Here is a 23,581-nt window from a genome sequence, read left to right as displayed (position 1 = left end):
ATTAATATCCCGGACATGAAAAGGGCGCGATTTCCAAGGAAACCGCGCCCGTTCAATAGGCTGGCCCAGACTGATACGATCAGCCGAGGTTTGCGCTGACCATGCAGTAGAGCATCGGCAGCGACAGCAGCAGGTTGGTGCGGCTGGCAGCGAGGGCGCGCGGAGCGGCGGCGGCCTTCTCTTCGGCCGATGCTTCCACGATGCCGAGGATCTTCTTCTGGGCGGGCCAGATGATGAACCAGACGTTGAACGCCATGACCAGGGCGATCCACATGCCGAGGCCGATCAGATTGACGTTGCCTTCGCCAGACAGGGTAAGCGCTTGATGCGCATAGCCCGAGACGATCGCGATCACGAGACCGGTGAGAACGGTCAGCAGCGCGGCGTAGCGGAAGAAGAAGAACACCTTGGGAGCGATGTGCCCGGTGATCGCACCCTTCTGCTCGGCGGGAATCGACGGCATCGTCGGCACCTGCACGAAGTTCAGGTAGTAGAGCAGGCCGATCCACAGCACGCCAAAGAAGACGTGGAACCAGCGGAACACCGAGTTGACGTCGACCGGTGCGGAACTGCCGTAGCCGAGCATGACCGCGATCGCCGCGACTAGACCGACGACCAGCACGAGATGAAGATTGCCGAAGAATTTGGCCATCTGATTTCCCCCTATTTTAAGTACCTTATCCTCACGAGGTCGCGACCCGCTCTCTCGCAATTGCGGCGCATATTAAGCGCTGTGTTGGAAATGTCACACGAAAAGGCTGGAGGCCGCCCGTTCAATCGTGCGGCGGATTCTGCTCGACTTCAGGTTCGGCTTCGGCGGCGAGGCCATGGCGCATCAGCATCGGGATCTGCGAGAAAGTGAACAGGAACGAGAGCGTGGTCACGCCCCAGAGCTTGGCCTGAAGCCAGATCTCGAAATTGCCGTTCGCGACATTGAAGAAATAACGCAGCACCTCGTTGAGGGCAGCAAGGAACAGGAAGAAGAACGCCCAATTGCGCGAAAGCTTCATCCAGCCTTCGTGTTCGAGGCCTTCGAACGCGGCTTCGAGGAGGATGCGCAGCATCGGCTTGCCGCGTGCGAGGCCTGCAAACAGGACGCCCGCAAACAGGAGGTAGATGGCTGTGGGCTTTACCTGAATCCAGAACGGATCGCCCAGCAGCACCGTAAGCGTACCGAAGCCGAGGATCAGCACGGTCGAAAGCCAAAGCATCGGCGAGACCTTGCCGAGCCGCCACTTGGAGACGATCAGCGCTATGACCGTGGCGACCATGAAGGCCGCCGTGCCCTTGGTCGCCGCGACGACCTCGCCCACGCCGTTGGATGCGCCTTCAGGCTTGAACGCGCGATAGGCCACGAAGAACACGAGCAGCGGGCCATAATCGACCAGCAGGTTGATCCACGAGGATTTGGGCTTCGCAGATCCGGCTTTCGGCTGGGGGGCGGCGCTCAACGGAACACTCCTGCGATGACCTTGGCGACGAGGTCGGGGTCGAACGGACGCAAATCGTCGATCTTCTCGCCCACACCGATCGCGTGGATGGGCAGGCCATACTGTTCGGCGGCGGCCACCAGCACACCGCCGCGTGCCGTGCCATCAAGTTTCGTCATGATCAGGCCGGTCACGCCCGCGACCTCCTTGAATATCTCGATCTGCTGAAGCGCATTCTGCCCGTTGGTGGCATCGAGCACCAGCACGACATCATGCGGCGCCTCGGGATTGAGGCGGCCAAGCACGCGGCGCACTTTCGCGAGTTCATCCATCAGTTCGCGCTTGTTCTGAAGGCGACCGGCGGTGTCGACGATCAGCGTGTCGATGCCGGTGTCGGTGGCGGCCTTGACCGCGTCGTACACGATCGAAGCAGGATCGCCGCCTTCGGGACCGGTGACGACGGGGATCGACAGGCGATCGGCCCAGACCTTGAGCTGGCCGATGGCGGCGGCGCGGAAGGTGTCGCCCGCTGCCAGCATCACGCCGTAATCCTGTTCCTGGAACAGGTGGGCCAGTTTGGCGATGGTGGTGGTCTTGCCCGAACCGTTGACTCCGATCACGAGGATCACCTGCGGGCGCGGGAAGGCGACGATCTCGAGTGGCTTGGCGACAGGACGCAGGATCGCGGCGATTTCCTCGGCCACGGCTTCCTTGAGGCCCTGTGCGTCGACGCCCTCCTCAAAGCGCGCGCCCTTCAGCTTCTCGCGGATACGCGCAGCAGCGCGTGGGCCGAGGTCGGAAAGGATCAGCGCATCCTCGAGATCGTCAAGCTGCGCTTCGGTCAGGCGCGTGCTGCCCACGATGCCGCCGAGATTCTCGGCCAGGCGTTCCGAGGTCTTGCGGAAGCCTCCGATGAGGCGGTCGGACCAGCTTTCGCCGCTCATTCCAGTATTCCTTCGACGATCCGTGAGGGTGTGCAAGTGACAAGGCTTCCTGGCACGGTGGCGGGTGCCGTGCGGTAGCTCGCGAAGTGGCCCGCATGGCCGGTTCCGTCGCGCTCGGCAAGCACCTCTGCGGGTTTTCCGACGAGCGTGTGCAGCCAGCGATTGCGCTGGGCGGCCACGGCGGCGCGCAATTCCGCAGCGCGCACGCGGACCTGCGCCGGTGCGACCTGCGGCATCCGAGCCGCCGGCGTGCCGGGTCGGGGAGAATAGGGGAAGATATGGCCGTGGACCACTTCGCACTCTGCGATGATGGAGAGGTTGCCAGCGTGCATCTGTTCGGTCTCGGTCGGGAAACCGGCGATCAGGTCTGCGCCGATGGCGACTTCGGGGCGGCGCACCTTTATCTGCGCCACAAGCTCGATGGCCTGCGCGCGCGAGTGGCGGCGCTTCATGCGCTTGAGTACCAGATCGTCACCCGACTGCAGCGAGAGGTGAACATGTGGCATCAGGCGCGGCTCCCCGGTGATAAGGTCAAGCAGCAGCGAATCAATCTCGACGCCATCGAGCGAGGACAGGCGCAAGCGGGGCAGGGCGGGGAAGGCCGAAAGGATCGCGGCGACGAGCGTGCCAAGGCGCGGGGCACCGGCAATGTCCTGGCCCCACGACGTGACGTCCACGCCGGTGAGGACGACTTCGGCCACGCCAAGTTCAAGCTGGTGCTCGATGGTGCGCAGCACATCGGCAATGGGGAGCGAGCGGCTGGTCCCGCGCCCTTGCGGGATAACGCAGAAGGTGCAGGCGTGGTCGCACCCGTTCTGCACCGCCACGAACGCGCGGGTGTGGCGCTCGGACCGAGGCGCAGGCGGGACGTTGCCGCGCGTCCAGTGCCTGACGTCGAGCTTCTCGGCATTGGGCACGACCGCATCGACCTCAGGCATCGCGGCAAAGGCTTCCGCCTCGATCGTAGAGGCACAGCCGGTGACGACGAGGCGTGCCTCCGGGTTGTCACGGCGCAGGCGGCGGACGGCGCGGCGCGACTGGCGTACAGCCTCGGCGGTAACTGCGCAGGAATTGACCACGACCGTCGGCGGGCCGTCCTTCAGGATGGCGGCAATGGCCTCGCTCTCGGAGATGTTGAGCCGGCAACCCAGGGAGACGACCTGGGACGTCATGCCGGAAAATCTGCGTCCTCGAACGAGCCTTCAAAGCTGAACGTGGCGGGGCCGGTCATCTCGATGTTACCGCTCTCGGGCCAGGCAATTGTCAGCGGACCGCCTGGCAAATCGACGCGTACGGTGCGCCCCGTAAGCTTGCGGCGCATGGCGGCGACCGCAGTGGCGCAGGCGCCTGTGCCGCAGGCGCGGGTCAGGCCGACGCCGCGCTCCCAGACGCGCAGCTTGAGATGGTCGGTGCCGATCACGCTGGCGACATTGACGTTGATGCGCTCCGGGAAGAGCGGGTCATTCTCGATCAGCGGTCCGAGGCGTTCGAGATCAATCGCGTCGCAATCGGGCACAAAGAAGATCACATGCGGGTTGCCGACGTTGACGCCGACCGGGTTCTCCAGGTCTTCCCAGCCGACGGGCATCGACAGCGTATCCATCGCGTAGGACAGCGGAATCTCATTCCAGGCGAGGCGCGGCGCGCCCATGTCGACCGAAACGCCGTTTCTTGTCGCCTCCGAGCGGATCAGGCCACCCAAGGTCTCGATGGTCTGCGTGCCGCCAAGCAGGAGGCCGACCGCACGGCTGGCGTTGCCGCAGGCTTCGACCTCGCTGCCATCGTTGTTGAAGATGCGCATGCGCACATCAGCGCGCATGGAAGGCTCGATCATGATGAGCTGGTCGCAGCCGATGCCGGTGCAACGGTCAGCCAGCACAGCGGCGCGTGCGCCGGTCATGGCGACCGGGGTCTCGCGGGCGTCGATCACGACGAAATCGTTGCCGAGGCCGTGCATCTTGCGGAAGGGAATGCGCATGGCGCGCGACATAGGCACTTGCACGCCCGAGAGCAATGCAGTGACGTCGTGCCGGGGTGAAAGCGTCAGGCTTGTGCGGCGCGGGGTGGAGCGGCGCTCTCGATTGCTTCAGGTTCGTCTGCATGCGTCAGCAGCAGGTTCTGGTCGGCAAGGATCGCGCGCACGTTCTGGGCGTCGGTCGGTTGGCCATAGAGGAAGCCCTGACCCTTGAACGAGCCGAACTTGCGCAGTTCGGCCAGCACTTCGGGAGATTCAATGCCCTCGGCGGTGATCGGCAGTTCCATGCCCTTGCCGAGCGACGAGATCGCCTCGATGATCATCGCGCTGTCCTTGCTCTGGCCGAGGTTGGAGACGAAGAAGCGGTCGATCTTGATGCGGTCGAACGGCAGGGTGCGCAATTGCGCGAGGCTTGAATAGCCGGTGCCGAAATCGTCAAGGCTGATGCGGATGCCCTGGTTCTTGAGGCTGGTGATCAGCGTGCGCACGACGCCGAGATTTTCGTGCAGGCAGGTCTCGGTAATTTCGATGTCGAGACGGTGCGGCGGGAAGTTGGCCTCGACCAGCAGCTTGAGCAGCTTCTGGGCGAACCACGGATCGCGCAGCTGGATCGGCGAGATATTGACGGAGAGCGTCAGGCTCGGATCCCAATCGCGGGCATCCTTCAGCGCCTGACGGATTAGGCTTTCGGATAGGTCCGAGATCAGGCCGATTTCCTCGGCGATCGGAATGAACACTTCGGGTGAGAGCAGGCCGTGATCGGGGCTGCGCCAGCGCGCGAGCATCTCGAAGCCGGTCAGTACGCCTGAATCCAGGTCGACCTGCTTTTCATAGTAGGGCACGAATTCGCCACGCGGAACGCCTTCGCGGATGCCGCGCTCGAGCTCGCTGCGATAACGCAGTTCGGTCTCCATGCTGGCTTCGAACCAGCAGTACCGGTTCCGCCCGGACTTCTTGGCCTGGTACATCGCGAGGTCGGCGCGGTGAATGAGCGTGTCCGCAAGCGTCTGCGCATCGCAGATTTCGCCCACGGTCGATGCGGCAAGGCCGATCGAGGCAGTGACTTCGAGCTTTAGTCCTTCGGTTTCAACCGGACGCGCCACGGCCTCGTTGATGCGCAGGACGAGCCGGTCGATGGCCTCGGCATGATCGGGATCGTAAATCGCGGCGCAGGCGAACTCGTCGCCGCCGAGGCGCGCGATGATCGAACGTTCGGGCAGTATGGCGCGGATGCGGCGCGCAGCTTCGAGCAGCACAACGTCACCGGCCTGATGGCCATGGACGTCGTTCGAGCGCTTGAAGTTGTCGAGATCGATCATCATCGCGACGACTTCGTGGCCGGTGAGGCGTGCCGAGGCGATGATTTCCTCGATCGCCGTGCCGACGCTGCGGCGGTTGAGGCAGCCGGTAAGGGGGTCGGTGCGGGCAAGCTTGTGCGCGGTTTCCTCGGCCTCGCGGCGCTGACCGACTTCGCTGGTAAGATCGGCGTAACGGCGCCAGCCGAACAACAACAGCGCGATGTTTAGAAGCAGCGCCGTGCTGAGCATCGGATCGCGCGGTCGATCACCGCTGATCAGCGAGTTGATGAAGTCTGCAATGACCGACGATCCGTTCGCGACGAACAGTATGATCGCCGCTATCACGATCCCAAGGCCGACGAGATCGCGTTCGGCTTTCGCCTTCGACCCGTTCCGTCCGTCGCTATGTGCAGGCCTTGTCGCCATACCTTTGCCTTCGTATTGCCCCCGCGACCGTTCGAAAAAGACCGTCCGCTAATAGTCCATGCCTACGCATTCCTCCTGAAGTTTTGGTTAAGGAGCTCTTTCGAGGGCGCTGGTATTTCGCCCGATATGGACCGTCTGCGGGGCTCTGGTGGGCTGATACTTGCATTGACGGGTGATTGCGGGTAGGGGCCGCCGAGCAGGCACCCTCTCGGGTTGGCTTGCAGATTCGACAACGGCCCCTGTTCAGGATGCCACACGCTGGTCGGCGAGGTTTCGCCCACCGGCGTTTTTCGCGTTACGCGATTGTGGTGGATGGACAAGGGCGTGCTAATGGGAATTGTGCGTGTTCGATAGTCTTTCAGACCGGCTTGGAGGCGTCTTCGATCGCCTGCGTGGCCGCGGCGCGCTCAAGGAGGAAGACGTCCTCGCGGCTATGCGCGAAGTGCGCATCGCGCTGCTTGAGGCTGACGTTGCGCTCCCCGTGGTTCGCCGCTTCATCGATTCCGTTACCGAGCAGGCCGTGGGCCAATCGGTGTTGCGCTCGGTCACACCGGGCCAGCAGGTCGTCAAGATTGTCAACGATGCGCTGGTCGAGATGCTTGGCGGCGGGACTGCCGAACTCGATCTGAATGCCGCACCGCCGGTCGTGATCATGATGGTCGGCCTGCAGGGATCGGGCAAGACCACCAGCACTGCCAAGATTGCCAAGCTGCTCAAGGAAAAGCAGGGCAAGAAGGTCCTGATGGCCTCGCTGGACGTCAACCGTCCGGCAGCTCAGGAACAGCTCAAGGTTCTGGGCGAGCAGGCGGGCGTTGCCACGCTGCCGATCATCGCGGGCCAGATGCCGGTCGACATCGCGACGCGCGCGGTCAACGCCGCCAGGCTTCAGGCGGTGGACGTGCTGATGCTCGACACCGCGGGGCGGCTCCACGTCGACCAGGCGCTGATGGACGAGATGAAGGCGGTTTCGGCCGTCTCGGCTCCGAAGGAAACGCTGCTCGTCGTCGACTCGCTGACCGGCCAGGACGCGGTCAACGTGGCGCAGTCGTTCGCGGGTGAAGTCGATCTGACCGGCATCGTGCTGACCCGCATGGACGGCGATGCGCGCGGCGGCGCGGCGCTTTCGATGCGCGCGGTTACCGGCAAGCCGATCAAGTTTGCGGGCACCGGCGAAAAGCTCGACGCGATCGAGCCGTTCCATCCCGAGCGTGTTGCGGGACGCATCCTCGGCATGGGCGACATCGTCTCCATGGTCGAGAAGGCCGCGGCGACGATCCAGGTCGAGGACGCCGAGAAGCTTGCCGCGCGCATGTCGAAGGGTCAGTTCGACATGAACGACCTGCGCACGCAGCTTCGCCAGATGCAGAGCATGGGCGGCCTTGGCGCGCTGGCGGGCATGATGCCCGGCATGAAGAAGGCCAAGGCGGCGATGGCGCAGTCCGGCATGGACGACCGCGTTTTGCTGCGCATGGACGCGATCATCGGTTCGATGACCGTCAAGGAACGCGAGAAGCCCGAACTGCTTAACGCCAAGCGCAAGATCCGCGTGGCCAAGGGCTCGGGCACGCAGGTCCAGGACGTAAACAAGCTTCTGAAGATGCATCAGGAAATGGCCAAGGCCATGAAGCAGATCAAGAAGATGGGCGGCCTAAAAGGGCTGGGCGCGCTGTTCGGCAAGGGCGGTCTTGGCGCTGCCATGCCGGGGCTGGACCAGCAGATGGGGCCCGGAGGTCTTGGAGGTATGGGCGGGGGCGGCTTGCCCGGCCTTGGTGCCGGGGGGCTCCCTGGCAATCTTGGCGACCTGCTCAAGAAGCGCTGAATTTTCGAATATTTACCGATTAATACAATTTCGCTGAAAGGTTGATCAAATGTCTGTTTCTCTTCGTCTTTCGCGTGGCGGCTCGAAGAAGCGCCCGTACTACAAGGTCGTCGTCTCCAACAGCCGCGCCCCGCGCGACGGCAAGTATCTGGAGCAGGTCGGCACCTACAACCCGCTGCTCGCCAAGGACGATGAAAACCGCGTCCGTCTGGTCGAAGACCGCGTGCGCTACTGGCTCGGCGTAGGCGCCCAGCCGACCGACCGCGTTGCCCGCATGCTCGACAAGGCCGGCATCAAGGAGCGCACCCCCACCAACAACCCGAAGGCTGGCGAACCCGGTAAGAAGGCCAAGGAGCGCGCCGAGGACAAGGCCCAGAAGGCTGCCGAAGCTGCCGAGGCTGCTGCGGCTGCTGCCGCTGCACCGGTTGCTGAAGAGGCTCCGGCTGAAGCTGCTGCCGAAGAGCAGACGGAAGCCTGATCTTGTCGGACAAGCCTGTCACGCTCGCTGCCATTACCGGCGCACATGGCGTGACGGGCGATGTCCGCCTGAAACTGTTCGGAGAAGGCGCGGGCGCTTTGAAGCGCTACCGCGCCTTCAACGATTCCAGCCTGACCGTGGTGAGCCTGCGTGACGACGGCAAAGGTGGCGCGATTGCCCGCTTTGCCGAAGTGCCGGATCGTACCACGGCAGAGAAGCTGCGCGGCACGGCGCTGACCGTGCGCCGGTCGGAAATGCCGCCCTTGGCTAAGGGCGAATACTATCACGCCGACCTGATCGGCCTGCCCGCGGTCTCGACCGAGGGCGCGGCGCTCGGCGAATGCATCGCGGTCGAGAACTTCGGCGCGGGCGACGTGATTGAGATCCGCAAGGCCGATGGGAAGAAGTTCATGGTGCCTATGAAGGCAGAAGCCGTGCCCGACTGGGATGACGCGCGGATCGTGATTGAAGCGGGCTGGGTCGAGTAGTATATACATCGCGTATATACGGAGGCTGTGATGGGCAAGGAATACACCGCCAAGAGCTTCAAATCAGGAAATTCGGTCGCGATCCGCGTTCCCGCCGGGTTGGGAATCGAGCCGGACCGAGAGTGGGCCGTCGAGTGGAATGATGGCAATCTCGTGTTTCGCGCGAAGCCGGTAGCCAAGCAAAAGATCGACATCAGCGGATTTGCAGGCAAAGCGCCTGGCATTCGCCTGGCACCTCGCGAAGATTTTGAGGAACGGCCAAGCGTGATCGCTGCCCGCAAGGCAGCTGGCCTGCCGTGATCAAATACCTGATTGATGCCAACTCTACTGTCTATGCGATGGACATTGGGCATGAGGCGCTGAAGGCTCGCATTGCAGATTGTGAAGCGGGCACGTTGGCGATCTCCGTTATCAGCTATGCCGAGGTGGTTTACGGGACCTATATCGGCAAGCCACCAGAGCCTGAAGTACTCGAAGCGTTCATCCAACAAATCCCCTTGCTGGGTTTCGATGAAGCCGCTGCGCGGGAATACGCCAAGCTGCCGTTCAAGCGGGCGCGGTTTGACCGGCTGCTGGCGGCCCATGCCTTGAGCATCGGGGCGACGGTGGTGACGAACAACGAGGCCGACTTTGCCGACGTGCCGGGGTTGGTGGTTGAGAACTGGACGGTTTGATGGAAGTTATCATTCCTTTAATTTTGTCGTTTCTTTTGCCGTTGATTTCGGCACCTGGATTTGCGCGCCAGAGACCTGATCTGACCGGAACAAAAATATGCTTTCGGTTTGGTGCTGTGGCAGGCGTTATTTTGACATTGTTGATGCTGCTTTTTGTTGGGCAAACAAGTTCGCAAATTGGCGGAGGGCTAGGAGCCATGTTCCTTTTGATACTGGCTATTCCGACCGGTCTGCTTGCATTCTTGCTGTCGGCTGGCGGAGCGGCGATTGGCGTTGCTTTGGTGCGCCGCAAATGACCTTCGCCGCCACCGTCCTCACGCTCTATCCCGAGATGTTTCCCGGCCCATTGGGTGTCAGCCTTGCAGGTAGGGCACTGGCTGAGGGGACTTGGTCGATGGATGCGGTCCAGATCCGCGACTTTGCTGCGGACAAGCACCGGACTGTTGACGACACGCCGGCAGGCGGCGGGGCGGGCATGGTGCTCCGGGTGGACGTGCTTTCCAAAGCGATCGATCATGCGCGGGGTACACATCCCGGATACCCGGTGATCGCCATGACACCACGCGGCAAGCCGCTGACGCAGGAGCGGGTGCGGGATCTTGCCGAGGGACCTGGCGTCATCCTTCTGTGCGGGCGGTTCGAAGGCTTTGACGAGCGCATCTTCGAGGGTCGCGATGTCGAGGAGGTCTCGGTCGGCGACATCGTGCTTTCGGGTGGAGAATGTGCGGCGCTGATGCTGCTCGACGCTTGCATTCGGCTGCTTCCCGGCGTAATGGGCGCGGCCTTGAGTGGGCATGAGGAGTCGTTCGAGAACGGTCTTCTTGAGTACCCTCATTATACCCGACCCGCTGAGTGGGAAGGGCGAGTGATCCCTGAAGTGTTGCGATCGGGGGATCATGGAAAAATCGCGGAGTGGCGGAAACGCCGTTCGGAAGACGATACACGGCTACGCAGGCCGGACCTTTGGGAGCGTCACATCGGCGTTCGGGTCCAGTCTGCCTCTGGTGCGCAACGTGAAGTGCAGGATTTGAAAAATGAACCTGATTCAGCAGCTTGAAGCTGAAGCCATCGCCGAATACAAGGCGAAGAAGGAAATTCCGGCGTTCCGCGCAGGCGATACCGTGCGCATCGGCGTACGCGTCGTCGAAGGCGAACGTACCCGCGTCCAGGCTTACGAAGGCGTGTGCATTGCGCGTTCGAACCGCGGCCTCGGCTCGAACTTCACCGTTCGCAAGATCTCGTTCGGCGAAGGCGTGGAGCGCGTGTTCCCGCTCTACTCGCCCAACATCGATTCGATTACCGTCGTGCGCCGTGGTGTCGTGCGTCGTGCGAAGCTCTACTATCTTCGCGGTCGCACCGGCAAATCGGCGCGTATTGCCGAGCGCAAGGTCACCAAGGCCAGCGCGGAGTGAGCAGGGCGGGCGCATAGCCCAACGCCACGACACGAGAGTGTTTCAAAAGGCGTCCTGGCTCACCGGCCAGGGCGCCTTTTCTGCTTTCAAACGCAACCAAATCGGGCCACCAAGGCGCATCGTCAATTTGCCCCCGACCTGACTGCAAGGTCAGGCTGGGGCCAGAGGATACCGAACTCCCATGCGTCATTTCCGTCTGCTTGCCGCCTGCGCGCTGTCGTCCCTCGCGTTTGCTCCGCTTGCCCATGCACAACAGGGCCAACCGATGACCAAGACTTCCGCTTCTGCCGTCAAGGATCTGACCTTTGAGCGCGTGTTCGCCAGCCCGAGCCTCAATGGCCCGGCGCCGCGCGCGGTGAAGCTGTCGCCCGATGGCCGCTACCTGACCCTGCTGCGCAACCGCGCCGATGATCGCGAACGCTATGACCTGTGGGGCTTCGACCGCACCACTGGCCAGTGGAAGATGCTGGTGGATTCTCTCAAGCTTTCGTCGGGCCGCGAACTGTCGGAAGCCGAGAAGATGCAGCGCGAGCGTCAGCGGATCGGCGATCTCAAGGGCATCGTTACGTACGAGTGGGCGGCGGACAGCAAGTCCGTGCTGGTGCCGGTCGATGGCGACCTGCTGATCGCGGGTCTGGACGGCTCGGTGCGCAAGGTCGAAGGCACCAAGGGCGGCGAACTGACGCCGAAGCTGGGTCCCAAGGGCAAGCACATTGCCTTCGTGCGCGACCGGCGGTTGTGGGCCGGACCTGTCACGGGCGCTGCGGCCGTTGCGATCACGCCCGAGGAAACGAACGCCGATGTCCATTGGGGCGAGGCCGAGTTCGTCGCGCAGGAGGAAATGAACCGCTTCAACGGTTTCTGGTGGTCTCCCGACGAGAGCCGGATCGCGGTCGAGCGCTTCGACGAAAGCATGGTCGGCGTGGTCACCCGCGCGGCGATCGGCGCAGAAGGGACCAAGACCTTCGACCAGCGCTATCCGGCGGCGGGCACGCCCAATGCCGAAGTATCGCTCCACGTCATGGCACCGGACGGGTCGGGCCGCGTGCAGGTCGATCTTGGCAAGGACAAGGACATCTACCTCGCGCGCGTCGACTGGGCGCCCGACGGCAAGACGCTCTATGTGCAGCGCATGAACCGCGAGCAGACCGTGCTCGACATGCTCAAGGTCGATCCGCTGACCGGCAAGTCGAGCGTGCTGTTTTCCGAGAAGGCTGCGGCGAAGCACTGGATCGACCTGTCGGACAGCTATCGCTTCCTCGATGATGGCAGCCTGGTGTGGTGGTCGCAGCGTGACGGGTTCGGGCACTTGTATCGCTACAAGGGCGGCAAATGGGCGCAGCTCACCAAGGGTGATTGGACCGTCACCGGGCTGGTTGGCGTGGATGAGAAGGCGGGCAAGCTCTACTTCACTGGCACGCGCGACGACGTGCTGGCCCAACAGGTCTATGCGCTCGACCTGAAGGTGCCGACCAAGGACGTGCGGTTGACCGAGCTGGGCTGGGTCAACGGCGCGACGATGGACAAGAGCGGGAAGACGCTGATGATCACGCGATCGTCGGACACGCAGCCCGCCCAGTCGTTCATCGCCGATGCCAGCGGCAAGCGGCTGGCGTGGATCGAGGAGAACAAGGTCACGGGCACGCATCCTTATGCGCCCTACCTTGCGAGCCATCGCCCGGCGCAGTTCGGCACGATCCCGGCCGAGGACGGCACGCCGCTGCACTACATGATGATCACGCCTCCGCTGGAGCCCGGCAAGAAGTATCCGGTGTTCACCTATCACTATGGCGGGCCGACCGCGCAGGTCGTCACCAAGGGCTTCCAGGGCGCGCTGGCACAGGCAATCGTCGACAAGGGTTATATCTACTTCGCCATCGACAACCGCGGGTCTGAGAACCGCGGCGTCAAGTTTTCATCTGCCCTGCATCACGCGATGGGCTCGGTCGAAGTCGAGGACCAGCTTGCCGGTGCGATGTGGCTGAAAAAGCAGCCCTTCGTCGATGCGGACAAGATCAGCACCTTCGGCTGGTCCTATGGCGGCTACATGTCGATCAAGATGCTCGAGGCCAATCCGGGGGCCTATGCGGCAGGCATCGCCGTGGCACCGGTGACCAAGTGGCAAATCTACGATACGACCTACACCGAGCGTTATCTGGGCGATCCGAACAAGCTGCCCAAGGTCTACGAGAAGTCGAACGCGCTGGCCGACACGAAGAAGATCAGCGATCCGCTGCTGATCATCCACGGCATGGCCGACGACAATGTCGTGTTCGAGAACGCCTCTGCGATCATCGCCAAGCTTCAGGGCGAAGCGGTGCCGTTCGAGATGATGCTCTATCCCGGCTACACCCACCGCATCAGCGGTCCGAAGGTGAGCCAGCACTTGTACGAGACGATTTTCCGCTTCCTCGACCGTAATGGGGCAGGCAGCGGGCAATAGCCACAGTTGGTGGGCGCATAGCCCAAATCGCTTGGCTGGTCGGAACCAGCCGCTAGGGAAGGCCCGTTCGCGGTGCGGACGGGCCGCAGGAAGGGAATGGAAATGGGTTACCGGGTTGTAGTGGTCGGTGCGACGGGGAACGTGGGCCGCGAAATGCTCAACATCCTCGCCGAGCGCGAGTTTCCCTGCGACGAGATCGCAGCGGTTGCTTCGCCGCGCTCGCAGGGCACCGAGATCGATTTTGGCGAGACGGGCAAAAAGCTCAAGGTCCGCAACATCGAGAACTTCGACTTTGCCGGCTGGGACATGGCGCTGTTTGCTGCAGGCTCGGGCCCGACCCAGATTTATGCGCCCAAGGCTGCGGCAGCGGGCTGCGTGGTGATCGACAACTCGTCGCTCTACCGCATGGACCCCGATGTGCCGCTCATCGTGCCAGAGGTGAACCCCGAGGCGATCGACGGCTACACCAAGAAGAACATCATCGCGAACCCCAACTGCTCGACCGCGCAGATGGTGGTGGCGCTGAAGCCGCTGCACGATGCCGCCAGGATCAAGCGCGTGGTCGTTGCCACCTACCAGTCGGTTTCCGGCGCGGGCAAGGAAGGCATGGACGAGCTGTTCGAGCAGAGCCGCGCGGTGTTCGTTGGCGATCCTCTCGAGCCCAAGAAGTTCACCAAGCAGATCGCGTTCAACGTGATCCCGCACATCGACGTCTTCCTTGACGATGGTTCGACCAAGGAAGAGTGGAAGATGGTGGCCGAGACCAAGAAGATCCTCGATCCCAAGATCAAGCTGACCGCGACCTGCGTGCGCGTGCCAGTGTTCGTCGGCCACTCCGAGGCGATCAATATCGAGTTCGAAGACGAAATCAGCGCGGAGCAGGCGCAGAACATCCTGCGCGAGGCGCCCGGCGTGATGCTGATCGACAAGCGCGAGAACGGTGGATACGTGACCCCGATCGAGTGCGTGGGCGATTACGCCACGTTCATCAGCCGCGTGCGCGAAGACCCGACCGTGGACAGCGGCCTGTCGCTGTGGTGCGTTTCGGACAACCTGCGCAAGGGCGCTGCCCTGAACGCGGTGCAGATCGCCGAATTGCTCGGCCGTCGTCACCTCAAGAAGGGCTGATCCGCTTCGTGACGGAAGCAGCCACCGAGTTCTTCCCCGGCTATGGCGGAGCGCGCCTTGCGCTGCACCGCCTTGGCGCGGGGAGGCCGGTGGTGCTTCTGCACGGGCTATTTTCCTCGGCACAGGTCAACTGGATCAAGTTCGGTACGGCAGGAAGACTGGCTGATGCCGGATTTGAATGCCTGATGCCGGACTTGCGGGTGCATGGGGAAAGCGCTGCACCCCATGATGCGGCAGCCTATCCGCAGGACGTGCTGGTGCGCGACCTGGAGGCGCTCGTCGCCCATCTTGAGCTAGCCGACTTCGACCTCGTCGGGTTTTCGCTGGGATCGCGGACGTCTGCGCGTGCGGTGATTGCCGGGATGCGCCCGCGCCGACTGGTGCTTTCGGGCATGGGCCTGCAGGGGCTTGCCGGATGGGCGCGGCGGCAGGACTTCTTTGTCGACGTGATCGACCGCTTCGGCACGATCAAGCGCGATGATCCTGCTTATTTCGCGCAAGCGTTCCTCAAGACCATGGGCACTGACCGCGAGGCGGCACGGCGCCTGCTCGGCACCATGGCCGATACCGACCCGGCGGAGCTGGCAGCGATCACCATGCCGACGCTGGTGCTGTGCGGGGATCAGGACAACGACAATGGTTCGGCCGGGCAGCTTGCCGATGCCTTGCCCGACGCGCGGCTCGCGCTCATTCCCGGCACGCACATGAGCAGCGTGACCATGCCCGATCTGGGCCGCGAACTGGTGACGTTCCTGTCCCAATAAAGGTGGAGGCACCCCCTTGCGGGGCGCACCGCTTCGTGTCAGCTTCCTGTCAACAAACGCGAACGGCCGGCAAGAGCCTCGTGACGGGATCTGGATGATGAAAGCTTGCTGGCTTCTGGCTGCCTTTGCAGCCGGTGTGATGGCCCCCTCTTCGGCGATGGCTGCCGCCTCGAGCACGACGACGGTTTCCGCGGTGAAACCCGACAGCGTGGCCGAGGCGCTCAAGAATCTCGGCTACACTGCCGAGATGGCCAGGGATGCCAATGGCGACCCGCTGATCAATGCCGATATCGGCGGCTGGCAGGCGGCGCTGATGTTCTACGAATGCAATCAGAAGACCCACGATGGCTGCCAGTCGCTTCAGTTCGTGGCCAATTTCACCCCCGAGAAGAAGTTTACCGCTGATGACGCGGTGAAGTTCATGCGGAACACGCGTTTTGCCTCGGTTTCGGTCGACGGCGATCAATCGGTGATGATGACCTGGGATGTGGTAACCGGAAAGGGTATCGATCTCGAGGTATTCTCCAACGCGGTCGACATGTTCCGCAGCGCTATGGATTCACTGGGAACGCAGGTTTTCAAATAGGGTTTTGACCACAGTCCGCGCCATGCGGACGGGACGCAAACTGGGCAATCCGGAGCGGGGCTAGCCGCGATGGATTGCCTTTTTGCTTTGCAGTTCAGCGGAATGGTGGCTCGTTGAAGGCGCGCAGCTTGCGGCTGTGAAGGCGCGGGCCTTCCTGCCGGAGCAGTTCGCAAGCTGTGGTGCCGATAGCGAGGTGTGCGGCGATGGCTTCCTCGTAGAAGCGGTTGGCTTGCCCCGGCAGCTTGATCTCCCCGTGCAGCGGCTTGTCCGAGACGCAGAGCAGGGTGCCATAGGGCACACGGAAGCGATAGCCCTGCGCGGCAATGGTCGCGCTTTCCATGTCGATGCCGACCGCGCGGCTCAGAGAGAGGCGGCGCGCCGAATGGGTGTAGCGAAGCTCCCAGTTCCGGTCGTCCGTGGTGACGATGGTGCCCGTGCGCATGCGCTTTTTCAGGTCGATGCCGCCCGCACCGCTGACCATTTCGGCGGCCTTCTGCAGCGCGACCTGGATCTCGGCGATGGCCGGGATGGGGATTTCCGGAGGAAGTACCGGATCAAGCACGTGATCGTCGCGCAAATAGGCGTGGGCGAGGACGTAGTCGCCGATCTTCTGTGTAGGGCGCAGGCCGCCGCAGTGGCCGATCATCAGCCATGCCTCCGGGCGCAGGACGGCGAGGTGATCGCAGATGGTCTTGGCGTTCGAGGGGCCGACGCCGATGTTGACCAGCGTGATGCCTGATTTGTCGGGCGCCACAAGGTGGTAAGCCGGCATCTGGTGCCGTCGCCATGCGGTGTCGGACAGGCGCGCGCGCGCATTGTCGGTCGCCGCATCGAGGCTGAGCCCGCCCGCACCGGTCAGCGCGACGTAGCGGGTGCCATCGATCTGCTGCGCAGCCCAGTCGACGAATTCATCGACGTAGCGGTGGTAGTTGGTGAACAGGATGTAGCGCTGGAAATCCTCGGTGCTGGTGCCGGTGTAATGGGCGAGGCGGGCGAGGCTGAAATCGGTGCGCAGCCCATCGAACAGCGAGAGCGGGAAGGGACCGTCACCGATCAGATACTCGCCGTCGGCAATTTCGTCGCCAATGTGGGCGAGGTCCGTCGTCGGAAAGTGCTGGGCGAGATTCTGCGGTGAGACACGGCCGATCTGCGCGCCGTAGGCTCCGTCGAGCACATAGGGGAACGGCATTTCCTGCTGCGAGGGTTCAACCGATATCGCCACGTCGAATCCGGTGCGGATCAGGTCGATCTGCTCGGCAAGGTAATCGGCAAACAGTGCAGGGCGCGTGACGGTGCAGGCATAAGTGCCGCGCTGCGTCAGGCGGCCGAAGGCGCGACCGGTGGATTCGTTGCGGGGATCGCCGTCGAAGCGGAGCGTCAGTTGCGGGTAGCAGTAGCTGCCATCGTGGCGGCGCGAACGCGGGGGGATGGCGCCATAGTTTGCGTAGGCTGCAATATCCTCCCGCAGGGTGGTGACGGCTTTGTCGTAGAGGCGTGACAGTTCGGCGAGTATCGATTCAGTTGGTTCCATCCCGTCCGATGTAGCGTGGCCTGCTGACTCTACAATGACATGCGTGAAGCGTTCTCGTGGCACGGGTCGCCCGGGAAAGACTTGCGTGCGGCGGCAAGCGCCCTGATAACGCTGTCAAAGATAATGGAAGGGACCTGATTCATGCGTCTTGCCTTTGCTTCACTGGCCGCCATCGCACTTGTCTGTGGAAGCGGTGCTTCGGCCCAGAACACCAGTGCGGACGTGGCTCCCATCATCGACGTGCACATGCATGCGATGGAAGATCTCCCCTGGAATTCACCGATCTGCCCCAATCAGGCGCGGTTCGAAGCTTCTGACCCCAGGAACGGTCCGGAAGCGCCATTCGGGTGGTCGAAGGAGGAATGTTCGCCCAAGCTCTTTCCCGCGCCAAAGGGCCAGTACATGAAGATGGTGCTGGCCGAGATGGAGCGGCTGAACGTGCGCGGCGTGGTGTTCGGCAAGCCTGAAGATGTGAAGAAGTGGCAGGCGGCATCGCCCGCACGGGTGGTTCCAGGCACCGCCTTCGGGCGTGTGGCGCAAAGCGATCCAGCCAAGGAAATGAAGATGCTCGAAGTCGCCTTCGGCAAGGACGGCTTCAAGGTCATGGGTGAGATCGGCCTGCAATATGAGGGTATATCGCCCTCGGACATGCGCGTGGACCAGTACTTCGCGCTGGCCGAGAAGCTGGACATTCCGGTGGCTATCCACATGGGTACAGGCGGTTCGGGCCGCGCGAATGTAATCCAGCCCGAGTTTCGCGGATCGGCAGGCAATCCGCTGCTGCTGGAGGAATTGCTGGCGCGGCACCCGAAGTTAAGGGTGCAGGTGATGCACGCGGGCTATCCGATGATCGACAACATGCTGACGCTGCTGCAGGCCAACAGCCACGTCTATGTCGACATCGCGGGACTTATCTGGAGCTACCCGCGCAAGGACGTGAACCGCTATATCGAGCGAATGGTGGATGGCGGCTTCGGCGACCGGATCATGTATGGAACCGACCAGCTCATCTGGCCAGGTCTGATGGCCTACTCGATCGGCCTGATCCAGAACGCGGACTACCTCTCGCCCGAACAGAAGCGCGACATCCTGTACAACAACGCCGCGCGGTTCTTGCGGCTGGACGAGGTGAAGTAGGGGAGCGAAGCGCTGGTCGGGTTCGATCAGCCGTAGGCTTTTTGAGTTCATGGCCGAGAGATACGAAAAAGGGGCGCCCGTCAGGACGCCCCTTGATCTTGTGACCGGAAGGTTGCGAAGCCTCAGGCTTCGGTTTCTTCTTCGGTCTCGTCCAGAAGGTCGGCCGGGATTTCGCCCGGTTCGGCGTTCGGGTTGTAGGCTTCGGTGAAGCCGCCGGTGTCGGTATCGAACATCGCGGCCATGACGTCGACGCCCTGCGACTGCAGCGCGGCTTCGTCCGGCGAGCGGGCGACGTTGACCTTGACGTTGACCGAGACTTCGGGGTGCAGCGAGACCTTGACGTTGTACACGCCGAGAGTCTTGATCGGGCGTTCCAGCACGATCATTGCCTTGTTCACCTTGGCGCCGAGTTCGATCAGGCCATCGGCGATGTCGCGGACCGAAACCGAACCGTAGAGCTGGCCGGCGTTCGACGACGCGCGGATCAGCACGACTTCCTTGCCTTCGACGTTGCTCGATTCCGACTTGGCGTCGTCACGACGCGCAGCGTTGTCGGCCTCGATGCGGGCGCGGTTGGCTTCGAAGACCTTGCGGTTGGCTTCGTTGGCGCGGAGCGCCTTCTTGTTGGGCAGCAGGAAGTTGCGGGCGTAGCCGTCCTTGACGGTCACTTCGTCGCCGATGGCGCCCAGCTTCTCGATGCGCTCGAGCAGGATGATCTGCATGACTGGCGCTCCTTACTTCACGATGTAGGGCAGGAGGCCGATGTGCCGGGCGCGCTTGATCGCCTGGCTCAGCTCACGCTGCTTCTTGGCCGAGACCGCGGTGATGCGGCTGGGCACGATCTTGCCACGTTCGGACATGAAGCCCTGAAGCAGGCGCACGTCCTTGTAGTCGATCTTCGGAGCGTTCTTGCCCGAGAACGGGCAGGACTTGCGGCGGCGGAAAAACGGACGAGCCATGTCTTATTCCCCTTCGCGTTCGCGACGGCGGCTACGCTCGCGGTCGTTCTTGCGCATCATGACCGACGGACCACCTTCATGCTCGTCAACGCGGACGGTCATGTAGCGGATGACGTCTTCGTTGATCTGAGTCTGACGCTCGAGCTCGGCGATGGTGGCGCCGGGAGCTTCGATGTTCAGCAGGACGAAGTGCGCCTTGCGGTTCTTCTGGATCTTGTAGGCCAGCGAACGGAGGCCCCAGGTCTCGGTCTTGGTGACCTTCCCGTTGTTGCTCTCGACGATTTCGGTGGCGGCGGCGGCAAGCGTGTCAACCTGAGCCTGGCTCAGGTCCTGGCGCGCCAGAAACACATGCTCGTAAAGCGGCATGCTTTTGCGTCCTTATCCATATAACCGATCGCTGGCTGATCCGCGGGATTGCGGGGCCCCTCCGGCTTTCTTCGTGCATCACCGGCAATCCCGGCGAAGCGGTGGCCCTTAGCGATTCCCTGCTAGAATGCAAGCGAGAGTTGGGTTTAGCTGTGCGTCCGGGTGAGCGGCTGCTGTGTGGTGGCTCTGGCAGGGGGGCGTGAAATACCGCAGAACAGGATCGAGGTGATGTTGGTCGCGCGCACCGCCAGGTAGCTCGCGATCGCGAGCAGGGTCACCACGAACGTTGCTGCCAGCCACTGTGCCTCTGCCGGGACGGGCAGCGAGCGCGCGTGGGGAAGCACCAGCATCGCCCACGCAAGGTGGAACAGATAGATCGCAAGCGCGCCGTCGACGAAGAAGGTGATCAGGCGGCTTGGCGCGCGCACCAGAACCGCAAGCAGGCGGAAGAGCGCCAGAGCCATCAGGTAGGCCAACGGCAGTTCGATCGCGCGCAGGGCGAGCGTTCCGGCGAGATCAGGATAGATTTCCTTGCCAAGCGCAGGGCGGATCAGCGGATCGAGCGGGATGTAGCAGGCCAGCAGCACGGCGATCGCGGGAAGGATCAGCGGTTTGCGCAAGGCGAAGATCTGTTCGCCCATGCGGCCGTGCCAGGCCAGGATGCCCAGGCCAAAGCCAGCGGCGTGGAACAGGTACTGCTGCCACAGCAGCGTTTCACTGGGCGCGCCCGGGATTGGAGGGACCTGTTCGGCGGCGTATCGGACAAGGCCCCAGACGGCGAGAGCGAGCAATAGCAGGAAACATCCCGGGCCATTCAGGGTCATCGCCCGCCTGAGGCCTTCGGGCGGGACAAGGCGCGGCGAGGGGATCGCGATGTAGGTAAGGCAGAAAGCGAACAGGACGATCAGGAACCACAGGTGGTCGAGCGCAATGGGCAGGCCCAGAAAGTGCGGTGAGGCCTTGTGCAGCAGCATGTCCTGCAACTGGAACTGGATCACGCCCAGCGTGGCAAGGCTGGCGACGAGCGGCAGGCCGAGGCGGCGAGCGCGTTCGCTGATCCATGCGGCAGCGCCCTTGCGCTCCCGCATCATGCCCGCGAAGTATCCCGCCAGCATGAAGAACGCGAACATGCGGAAAACATGCGTGATCGATGCATAGGCGCCGATAACGCACGACGTCTGGAAGGCGATGGCCGCGGGTTCGCTCTCGAAGATCGCCTTGGTTGCGACATGGAACGGCAGCCCCAGCAGCAGCAGGAGCGCGCGCGCGGCGTCGAGGTGATGCAGGCGTTTGACCGGCGGTGCCATGCCTCAGGCCCCTAGCGACTAAACGCAAGCGGAGCGAGGGCTTCGTGTCCTTTCGCGCATAAGGCAGGCGTTAGGTCCACGGTAACCACCAAGCGACTAAGGGTAATTGCTTAAATTCATGCCGTTGCGTCAGGCTGAGCAGGAATGGTTGTCAGGGGTTTATTGCGGGGACTGGGGCGGATGCCGCCACCGGACGGGAGCCGGGATGGCCCCGTGCGCCCGGAAAGCCACCCCGCACCCGTGGTCGATGCAGATACCCGGCTCGCGGTGCTCGATGATTTTGAACGCGCAGGGCTGGCCTGGCTCTGGGCTACCGATGCGAATGGCAAGCTCACCTACCTATCGCCCACGGCTCGCAGCGACGTGGTCGCCCTGCTTGGCAAGCCCCTGACCGCCGCGATCGAGACCGATGCGGAAAACCCGGAGGAAGGCGCGAGCAGGCCGTTGAGTTTCCAGCTTTCATCGCACGCGCGCATCGCCGACCTGATCGTGCGTTTTGCCGGGACACACGCCTCGGACGCACGCTGGTGGGCGCTTTCCGGCCAGCCATGCAAGGATGCGGCTGGAACGTTCACGGGCTATCGTGGCTTTGCCCGCGACGTCACTCGAGAATATGGACGCAAGCGCGAGGACTCGCGCGCGGCCGAGTTCGATTCGCTGACCGGCCTGTTCAATCGCCATCGCATGACGCGCCGGCTGGACGCGGTGCTGGCGGCGTTTCGGCCGGTGGGGCGCTGCTGCGGGTTGCTGATGCTCGACCTCGACCGGTTCAAGCACGTCAATGACACGATGGGGCACCCCGCGGGCGACGAACTGCTGCGTCAGGTGGCCGAGCGCCTGCGCAAGGTGGTGGGCGAGCGGGGCGAGATCGGACGGCTGGGCGGCGATGAATTCCAGATCATCCTGCCCGACATGGACGATCGCGGGCGGTTGGGCGACCTTGCCGCCAAAGTCATCCAGATGCTGTCGCAGCCTTATGCCATCGAAGGTAAGCGCGCGGTGATCGGTGCATCGGTGGGTATCGCGGTGGCGCCGCACGATGGCGAGGACCGCGAGGCGCTGACCGCGTCGGCAGACCTTGCACTCTATGCCGCCAAGAACGGCGGTCGCGGGCAGTTCCGGTTCTTCTCTGCCGATCTCAAGGACGAGGCGCTCGAACGCAGCGTCCTCACCAAGGACTTGCGCGACGCGCTGGCGCGTGACGAAGTCGAGCTGCACTATCAGCCGATCGTGCGGATTGCGGACAATATCGTCATCGGGTTCGAGGCGCTAATGCGCTGGAATCATCCCGAACGCGGCGCGATTCCGCCTTCGGTGTTCATTCCGATTGCCGAGGAAAGCAATCTGATCGTGCCGCTCGGGGAGTGGGCCCTGCGCGAGGCTTGCGCAGTGGCCGCACTGTGGCCCGAAAGCGTGACGGTTTCGGTCAACGTCTCGGCGGTGCAGTTCGCGGTGCCAGGCTTCGTGACGGCAGTGGCAGCGGCGCTTTCGGCAAGCGGTCTCGAGCCGGGAAGGCTGGAGCTCGAACTGACCGAGAGCGTGTTCATGCGTGACAGCGAAGCGGTCGACGAGACATTTGCCGCGCTCAAAGGGTTGGGCGTCAAGCTCTCGCTAGACGACTTCGGCACCGGCTATTCCTCGCTCAGCTATCTGCGCTCGGCGCCGTTCGACAAGATCAAGGTGGACCGCAGCTTCGTCGAGACATGCGCCGCCAAGGACCAGAACAGCGCGAAGATCATCGCGGCCATCATCGGGCTTGCCGATGCGCTCGGCATGGAGACGACGGTGGAAGGCGTAGAGGCCTTCGACCAACTCGAGATCGTCAGGGAACGCGGGGCCAAGCTGGTGCAAGGCCACATCTTCGCGCGCGCAATTCCGCTCGACGAGGTGACCCGGCGGGTCGAGGCCGGCGATCTGAAGATCGAGCCGAACGGACCCAAGCGGCACCGCTCCGAGCGACGCTCGGTGTTTCGCCGCGTGGGCGTCATCCACGAAGATCACCGCTACCAGGCCGTGATGCGCGATCTTTCGCGTACCGGAGCACGGATCGATGGCCTTGCGGGAGTGCCGGTGGGCACAAGGCTTGTTCTGGACCTGAGCGGAGGGCAACTCGTCGTCTCGATAGTGGTGCGTTCCGTCGATGCCGTGATCGGCGTCGAGTTCGAGACCGCGCTGACCAGTGACGGCTCGGGCGGCCTGTGCACCCGCCATCGGGTTGCGCCTGCGGTGCTGGCCGCGGCAGCAGCGGCATCGCCTCCGGGCGCGACAGGCAAGCCGCGCTTCATGGAAGTCTCGGTGCCGGGCTCGCGCGAACGGGTCTGAAGCGAACGCAGGCACGTTTCGACACACCCGGACCCTTGCGCTTGGACGGGCGTTACCGCACAGCAACGGCTCGACAGCCACCACCACAGGATTG

At 63.2% G+C, this 23,581-nt stretch carries 25 protein-coding genes; 14 read left to right on the top strand and 11 right to left on the bottom strand.

The genetic code is table 11. The annotated features are described in order from the left end of the window. Positions 1–79: 79 nt before the first annotated feature. The 6 genes from AC2A04_RS10545 to AC2A04_RS10520 form a co-directional block, all read right to left on the bottom strand. Positions 80–652, bottom strand: coding sequence for a urate hydroxylase PuuD (locus AC2A04_RS10545; protein WP_484212302.1), 573 nt, complete (start codon positions 650–652; stop codon positions 80–82). 121 nt (positions 653–773) lie between these two features. Next, on the bottom strand, positions 774–1,451 hold the full coding sequence (locus AC2A04_RS10540) for an inner membrane-spanning protein YciB (RefSeq protein WP_484212301.1): 678 nt from the start codon (positions 1,449–1,451) through the stop codon (positions 774–776). Next, entirely contained in the window at positions 1,448–2,374 is a 927-nt protein-coding gene (gene ftsY, locus AC2A04_RS10535; RefSeq protein ID WP_484212300.1) for a signal recognition particle-docking protein FtsY, read from the bottom strand. Before ftsY ends, AC2A04_RS10540 begins: the two co-directional genes overlap by 4 nt. After that, positions 2,371–3,546 carry a MiaB/RimO family radical SAM methylthiotransferase gene (locus AC2A04_RS10530; RefSeq protein WP_484212299.1) on the bottom strand — a complete coding sequence of 392 codons (1,176 nt, stop codon included), beginning with the start codon at positions 3,544–3,546 and terminating at the stop codon, positions 2,371–2,373. Before AC2A04_RS10530 ends, ftsY begins: the two co-directional genes overlap by 4 nt. Further along, entirely contained in the window at positions 3,543–4,352 is an 810-nt protein-coding gene (dapF, locus tag AC2A04_RS10525; RefSeq protein WP_484212298.1) for a diaminopimelate epimerase, read from the bottom strand. The genes AC2A04_RS10530 and dapF overlap by 4 nt, the downstream gene beginning before the upstream one ends. 65 nt (positions 4,353–4,417) lie before the next feature. Further along, a complete protein-coding gene (locus AC2A04_RS10520) occupies positions 4,418–6,073 on the bottom strand; it encodes a putative bifunctional diguanylate cyclase/phosphodiesterase (RefSeq protein WP_484212297.1) in 1,656 nt (551 codons plus the stop codon). A gap of 343 nt (positions 6,074–6,416) precedes the next feature. Between AC2A04_RS10520 and ffh the strand changes: the two genes are divergently transcribed. The 12 genes from ffh (at position 6,417) to AC2A04_RS10460 (ending at position 15,865) form a co-directional block, all read left to right on the top strand. Continuing rightward, positions 6,417–7,892 (top strand): signal recognition particle protein, encoded by a 1,476-nt coding sequence (gene ffh, locus AC2A04_RS10515; RefSeq protein WP_484212296.1) that lies wholly within the window; start codon positions 6,417–6,419, stop codon positions 7,890–7,892. 49 nt (positions 7,893–7,941) lie between these two features. Further along, positions 7,942–8,370 (top strand): 30S ribosomal protein S16, encoded by a 429-nt coding sequence (gene rpsP, locus AC2A04_RS10510; protein WP_484212295.1) that lies wholly within the window; start codon positions 7,942–7,944, stop codon positions 8,368–8,370. A gap of 2 nt (positions 8,371–8,372) precedes the next feature. After that, entirely contained in the window at positions 8,373–8,858 is a 486-nt protein-coding gene (gene rimM / locus AC2A04_RS10505; RefSeq protein WP_484212294.1) for a ribosome maturation factor RimM, read from the top strand. A gap of 30 nt (positions 8,859–8,888) precedes the next feature. Beyond that, on the top strand, positions 8,889–9,158 hold the full coding sequence (locus AC2A04_RS10500; protein ID WP_484212293.1) for a hypothetical protein: 270 nt from the start codon (positions 8,889–8,891) through the stop codon (positions 9,156–9,158). After that, entirely contained in the window at positions 9,155–9,532 is a 378-nt protein-coding gene (locus tag AC2A04_RS10495; protein ID WP_484212292.1) for a PIN domain-containing protein, read from the top strand. The genes AC2A04_RS10500 and AC2A04_RS10495 overlap by 4 nt, the downstream gene beginning before the upstream one ends. Further along, positions 9,532–9,828 (top strand): hypothetical protein, encoded by a 297-nt coding sequence (locus AC2A04_RS10490; protein ID WP_484212291.1) that lies wholly within the window; start codon positions 9,532–9,534, stop codon positions 9,826–9,828. Before AC2A04_RS10495 ends, AC2A04_RS10490 begins: the two co-directional genes overlap by 1 nt. Next, positions 9,825–10,589, top strand: a complete 765-nt coding sequence (gene trmD, locus AC2A04_RS10485) for a tRNA (guanosine(37)-N1)-methyltransferase TrmD (protein WP_484212290.1) — start codon at positions 9,825–9,827, stop codon at positions 10,587–10,589. Before AC2A04_RS10490 ends, trmD begins: the two co-directional genes overlap by 4 nt. Beyond that, a complete protein-coding gene (rplS, locus tag AC2A04_RS10480; protein WP_484212289.1) occupies positions 10,567–10,944 on the top strand; it encodes a 50S ribosomal protein L19 in 378 nt (125 codons plus the stop codon). The genes trmD and rplS overlap by 23 nt, the downstream gene beginning before the upstream one ends. Positions 10,945–11,125: 181 nt before the next feature. Further along, complete coding sequence (locus AC2A04_RS10475; protein ID WP_484212288.1) at positions 11,126–13,387, top strand: S9 family peptidase; 2,262 nt, start codon at positions 11,126–11,128, stop codon at positions 13,385–13,387. Between the two features lie 102 nt (positions 13,388–13,489). Further along, positions 13,490–14,515, top strand: a complete 1,026-nt coding sequence (locus tag AC2A04_RS10470; protein WP_484212287.1) for an aspartate-semialdehyde dehydrogenase — start codon at positions 13,490–13,492, stop codon at positions 14,513–14,515. Between the two features lie 8 nt (positions 14,516–14,523). Further along, positions 14,524–15,279, top strand: a complete 756-nt coding sequence (locus AC2A04_RS10465; protein ID WP_484212286.1) for an alpha/beta fold hydrolase — start codon at positions 14,524–14,526, stop codon at positions 15,277–15,279. Positions 15,280–15,376: 97 nt separating this feature from the next. After that, on the top strand, positions 15,377–15,865 hold the full coding sequence (locus AC2A04_RS10460) for a YbjN domain-containing protein (RefSeq protein WP_484212285.1): 489 nt from the start codon (positions 15,377–15,379) through the stop codon (positions 15,863–15,865). A gap of 94 nt (positions 15,866–15,959) precedes the next feature. On the opposite strand, the gene AC2A04_RS10455 is transcribed toward AC2A04_RS10460, so the two are convergent. Then, positions 15,960–17,396 carry an AMP nucleosidase gene (locus tag AC2A04_RS10455; RefSeq protein ID WP_484212284.1) on the bottom strand — a complete coding sequence of 479 codons (1,437 nt, stop codon included), beginning with the start codon at positions 17,394–17,396 and terminating at the stop codon, positions 15,960–15,962. 141 nt (positions 17,397–17,537) lie between these two features. Between AC2A04_RS10455 and AC2A04_RS10450 the strand changes: the two genes are divergently transcribed. Continuing rightward, positions 17,538–18,533 carry an amidohydrolase family protein gene (locus AC2A04_RS10450; protein WP_484212283.1) on the top strand — a complete coding sequence of 332 codons (996 nt, stop codon included), beginning with the start codon at positions 17,538–17,540 and terminating at the stop codon, positions 18,531–18,533. Between the two features lie 122 nt (positions 18,534–18,655). On the opposite strand, the gene rplI is transcribed toward AC2A04_RS10450, so the two are convergent. From rplI to AC2A04_RS10430, 4 genes are all read right to left on the bottom strand, one after another. Continuing rightward, positions 18,656–19,255, bottom strand: a complete 600-nt coding sequence (gene rplI / locus AC2A04_RS10445) for a 50S ribosomal protein L9 (RefSeq protein ID WP_484212282.1) — start codon at positions 19,253–19,255, stop codon at positions 18,656–18,658. A gap of 12 nt (positions 19,256–19,267) precedes the next feature. Then, positions 19,268–19,492: a 30S ribosomal protein S18 gene (gene rpsR / locus AC2A04_RS10440; protein WP_011445073.1), complete on the bottom strand. Its 225-nt coding sequence runs from the start codon at positions 19,490–19,492 to the stop codon at positions 19,268–19,270. A gap of 3 nt (positions 19,493–19,495) precedes the next feature. Continuing rightward, positions 19,496–19,858: a 30S ribosomal protein S6 gene (gene rpsF, locus AC2A04_RS10435; RefSeq protein ID WP_484212281.1), complete on the bottom strand. Its 363-nt coding sequence runs from the start codon at positions 19,856–19,858 to the stop codon at positions 19,496–19,498. Positions 19,859–20,004: 146 nt separating this feature from the next. Further along, entirely contained in the window at positions 20,005–21,165 is a 1,161-nt protein-coding gene (locus AC2A04_RS10430; RefSeq protein ID WP_484212280.1) for an acyltransferase family protein, read from the bottom strand. A gap of 180 nt (positions 21,166–21,345) precedes the next feature. Here AC2A04_RS10430 and AC2A04_RS10425 point away from each other — a divergent pair, with 180 nt between their 5' ends. Beyond that, complete coding sequence (locus tag AC2A04_RS10425; RefSeq protein WP_484212279.1) at positions 21,346–23,487, top strand: EAL domain-containing protein; 2,142 nt, start codon at positions 21,346–21,348, stop codon at positions 23,485–23,487. Positions 23,488–23,581: the final 94 nt, after the last annotated feature.

Source organism: Novosphingobium sp. HNCC26DJ243, assembly GCF_057180545.1.
Note: the sequence above shows the minus strand (reverse complement) of the source record. Positions and strands in the feature narration are given on the sequence as shown.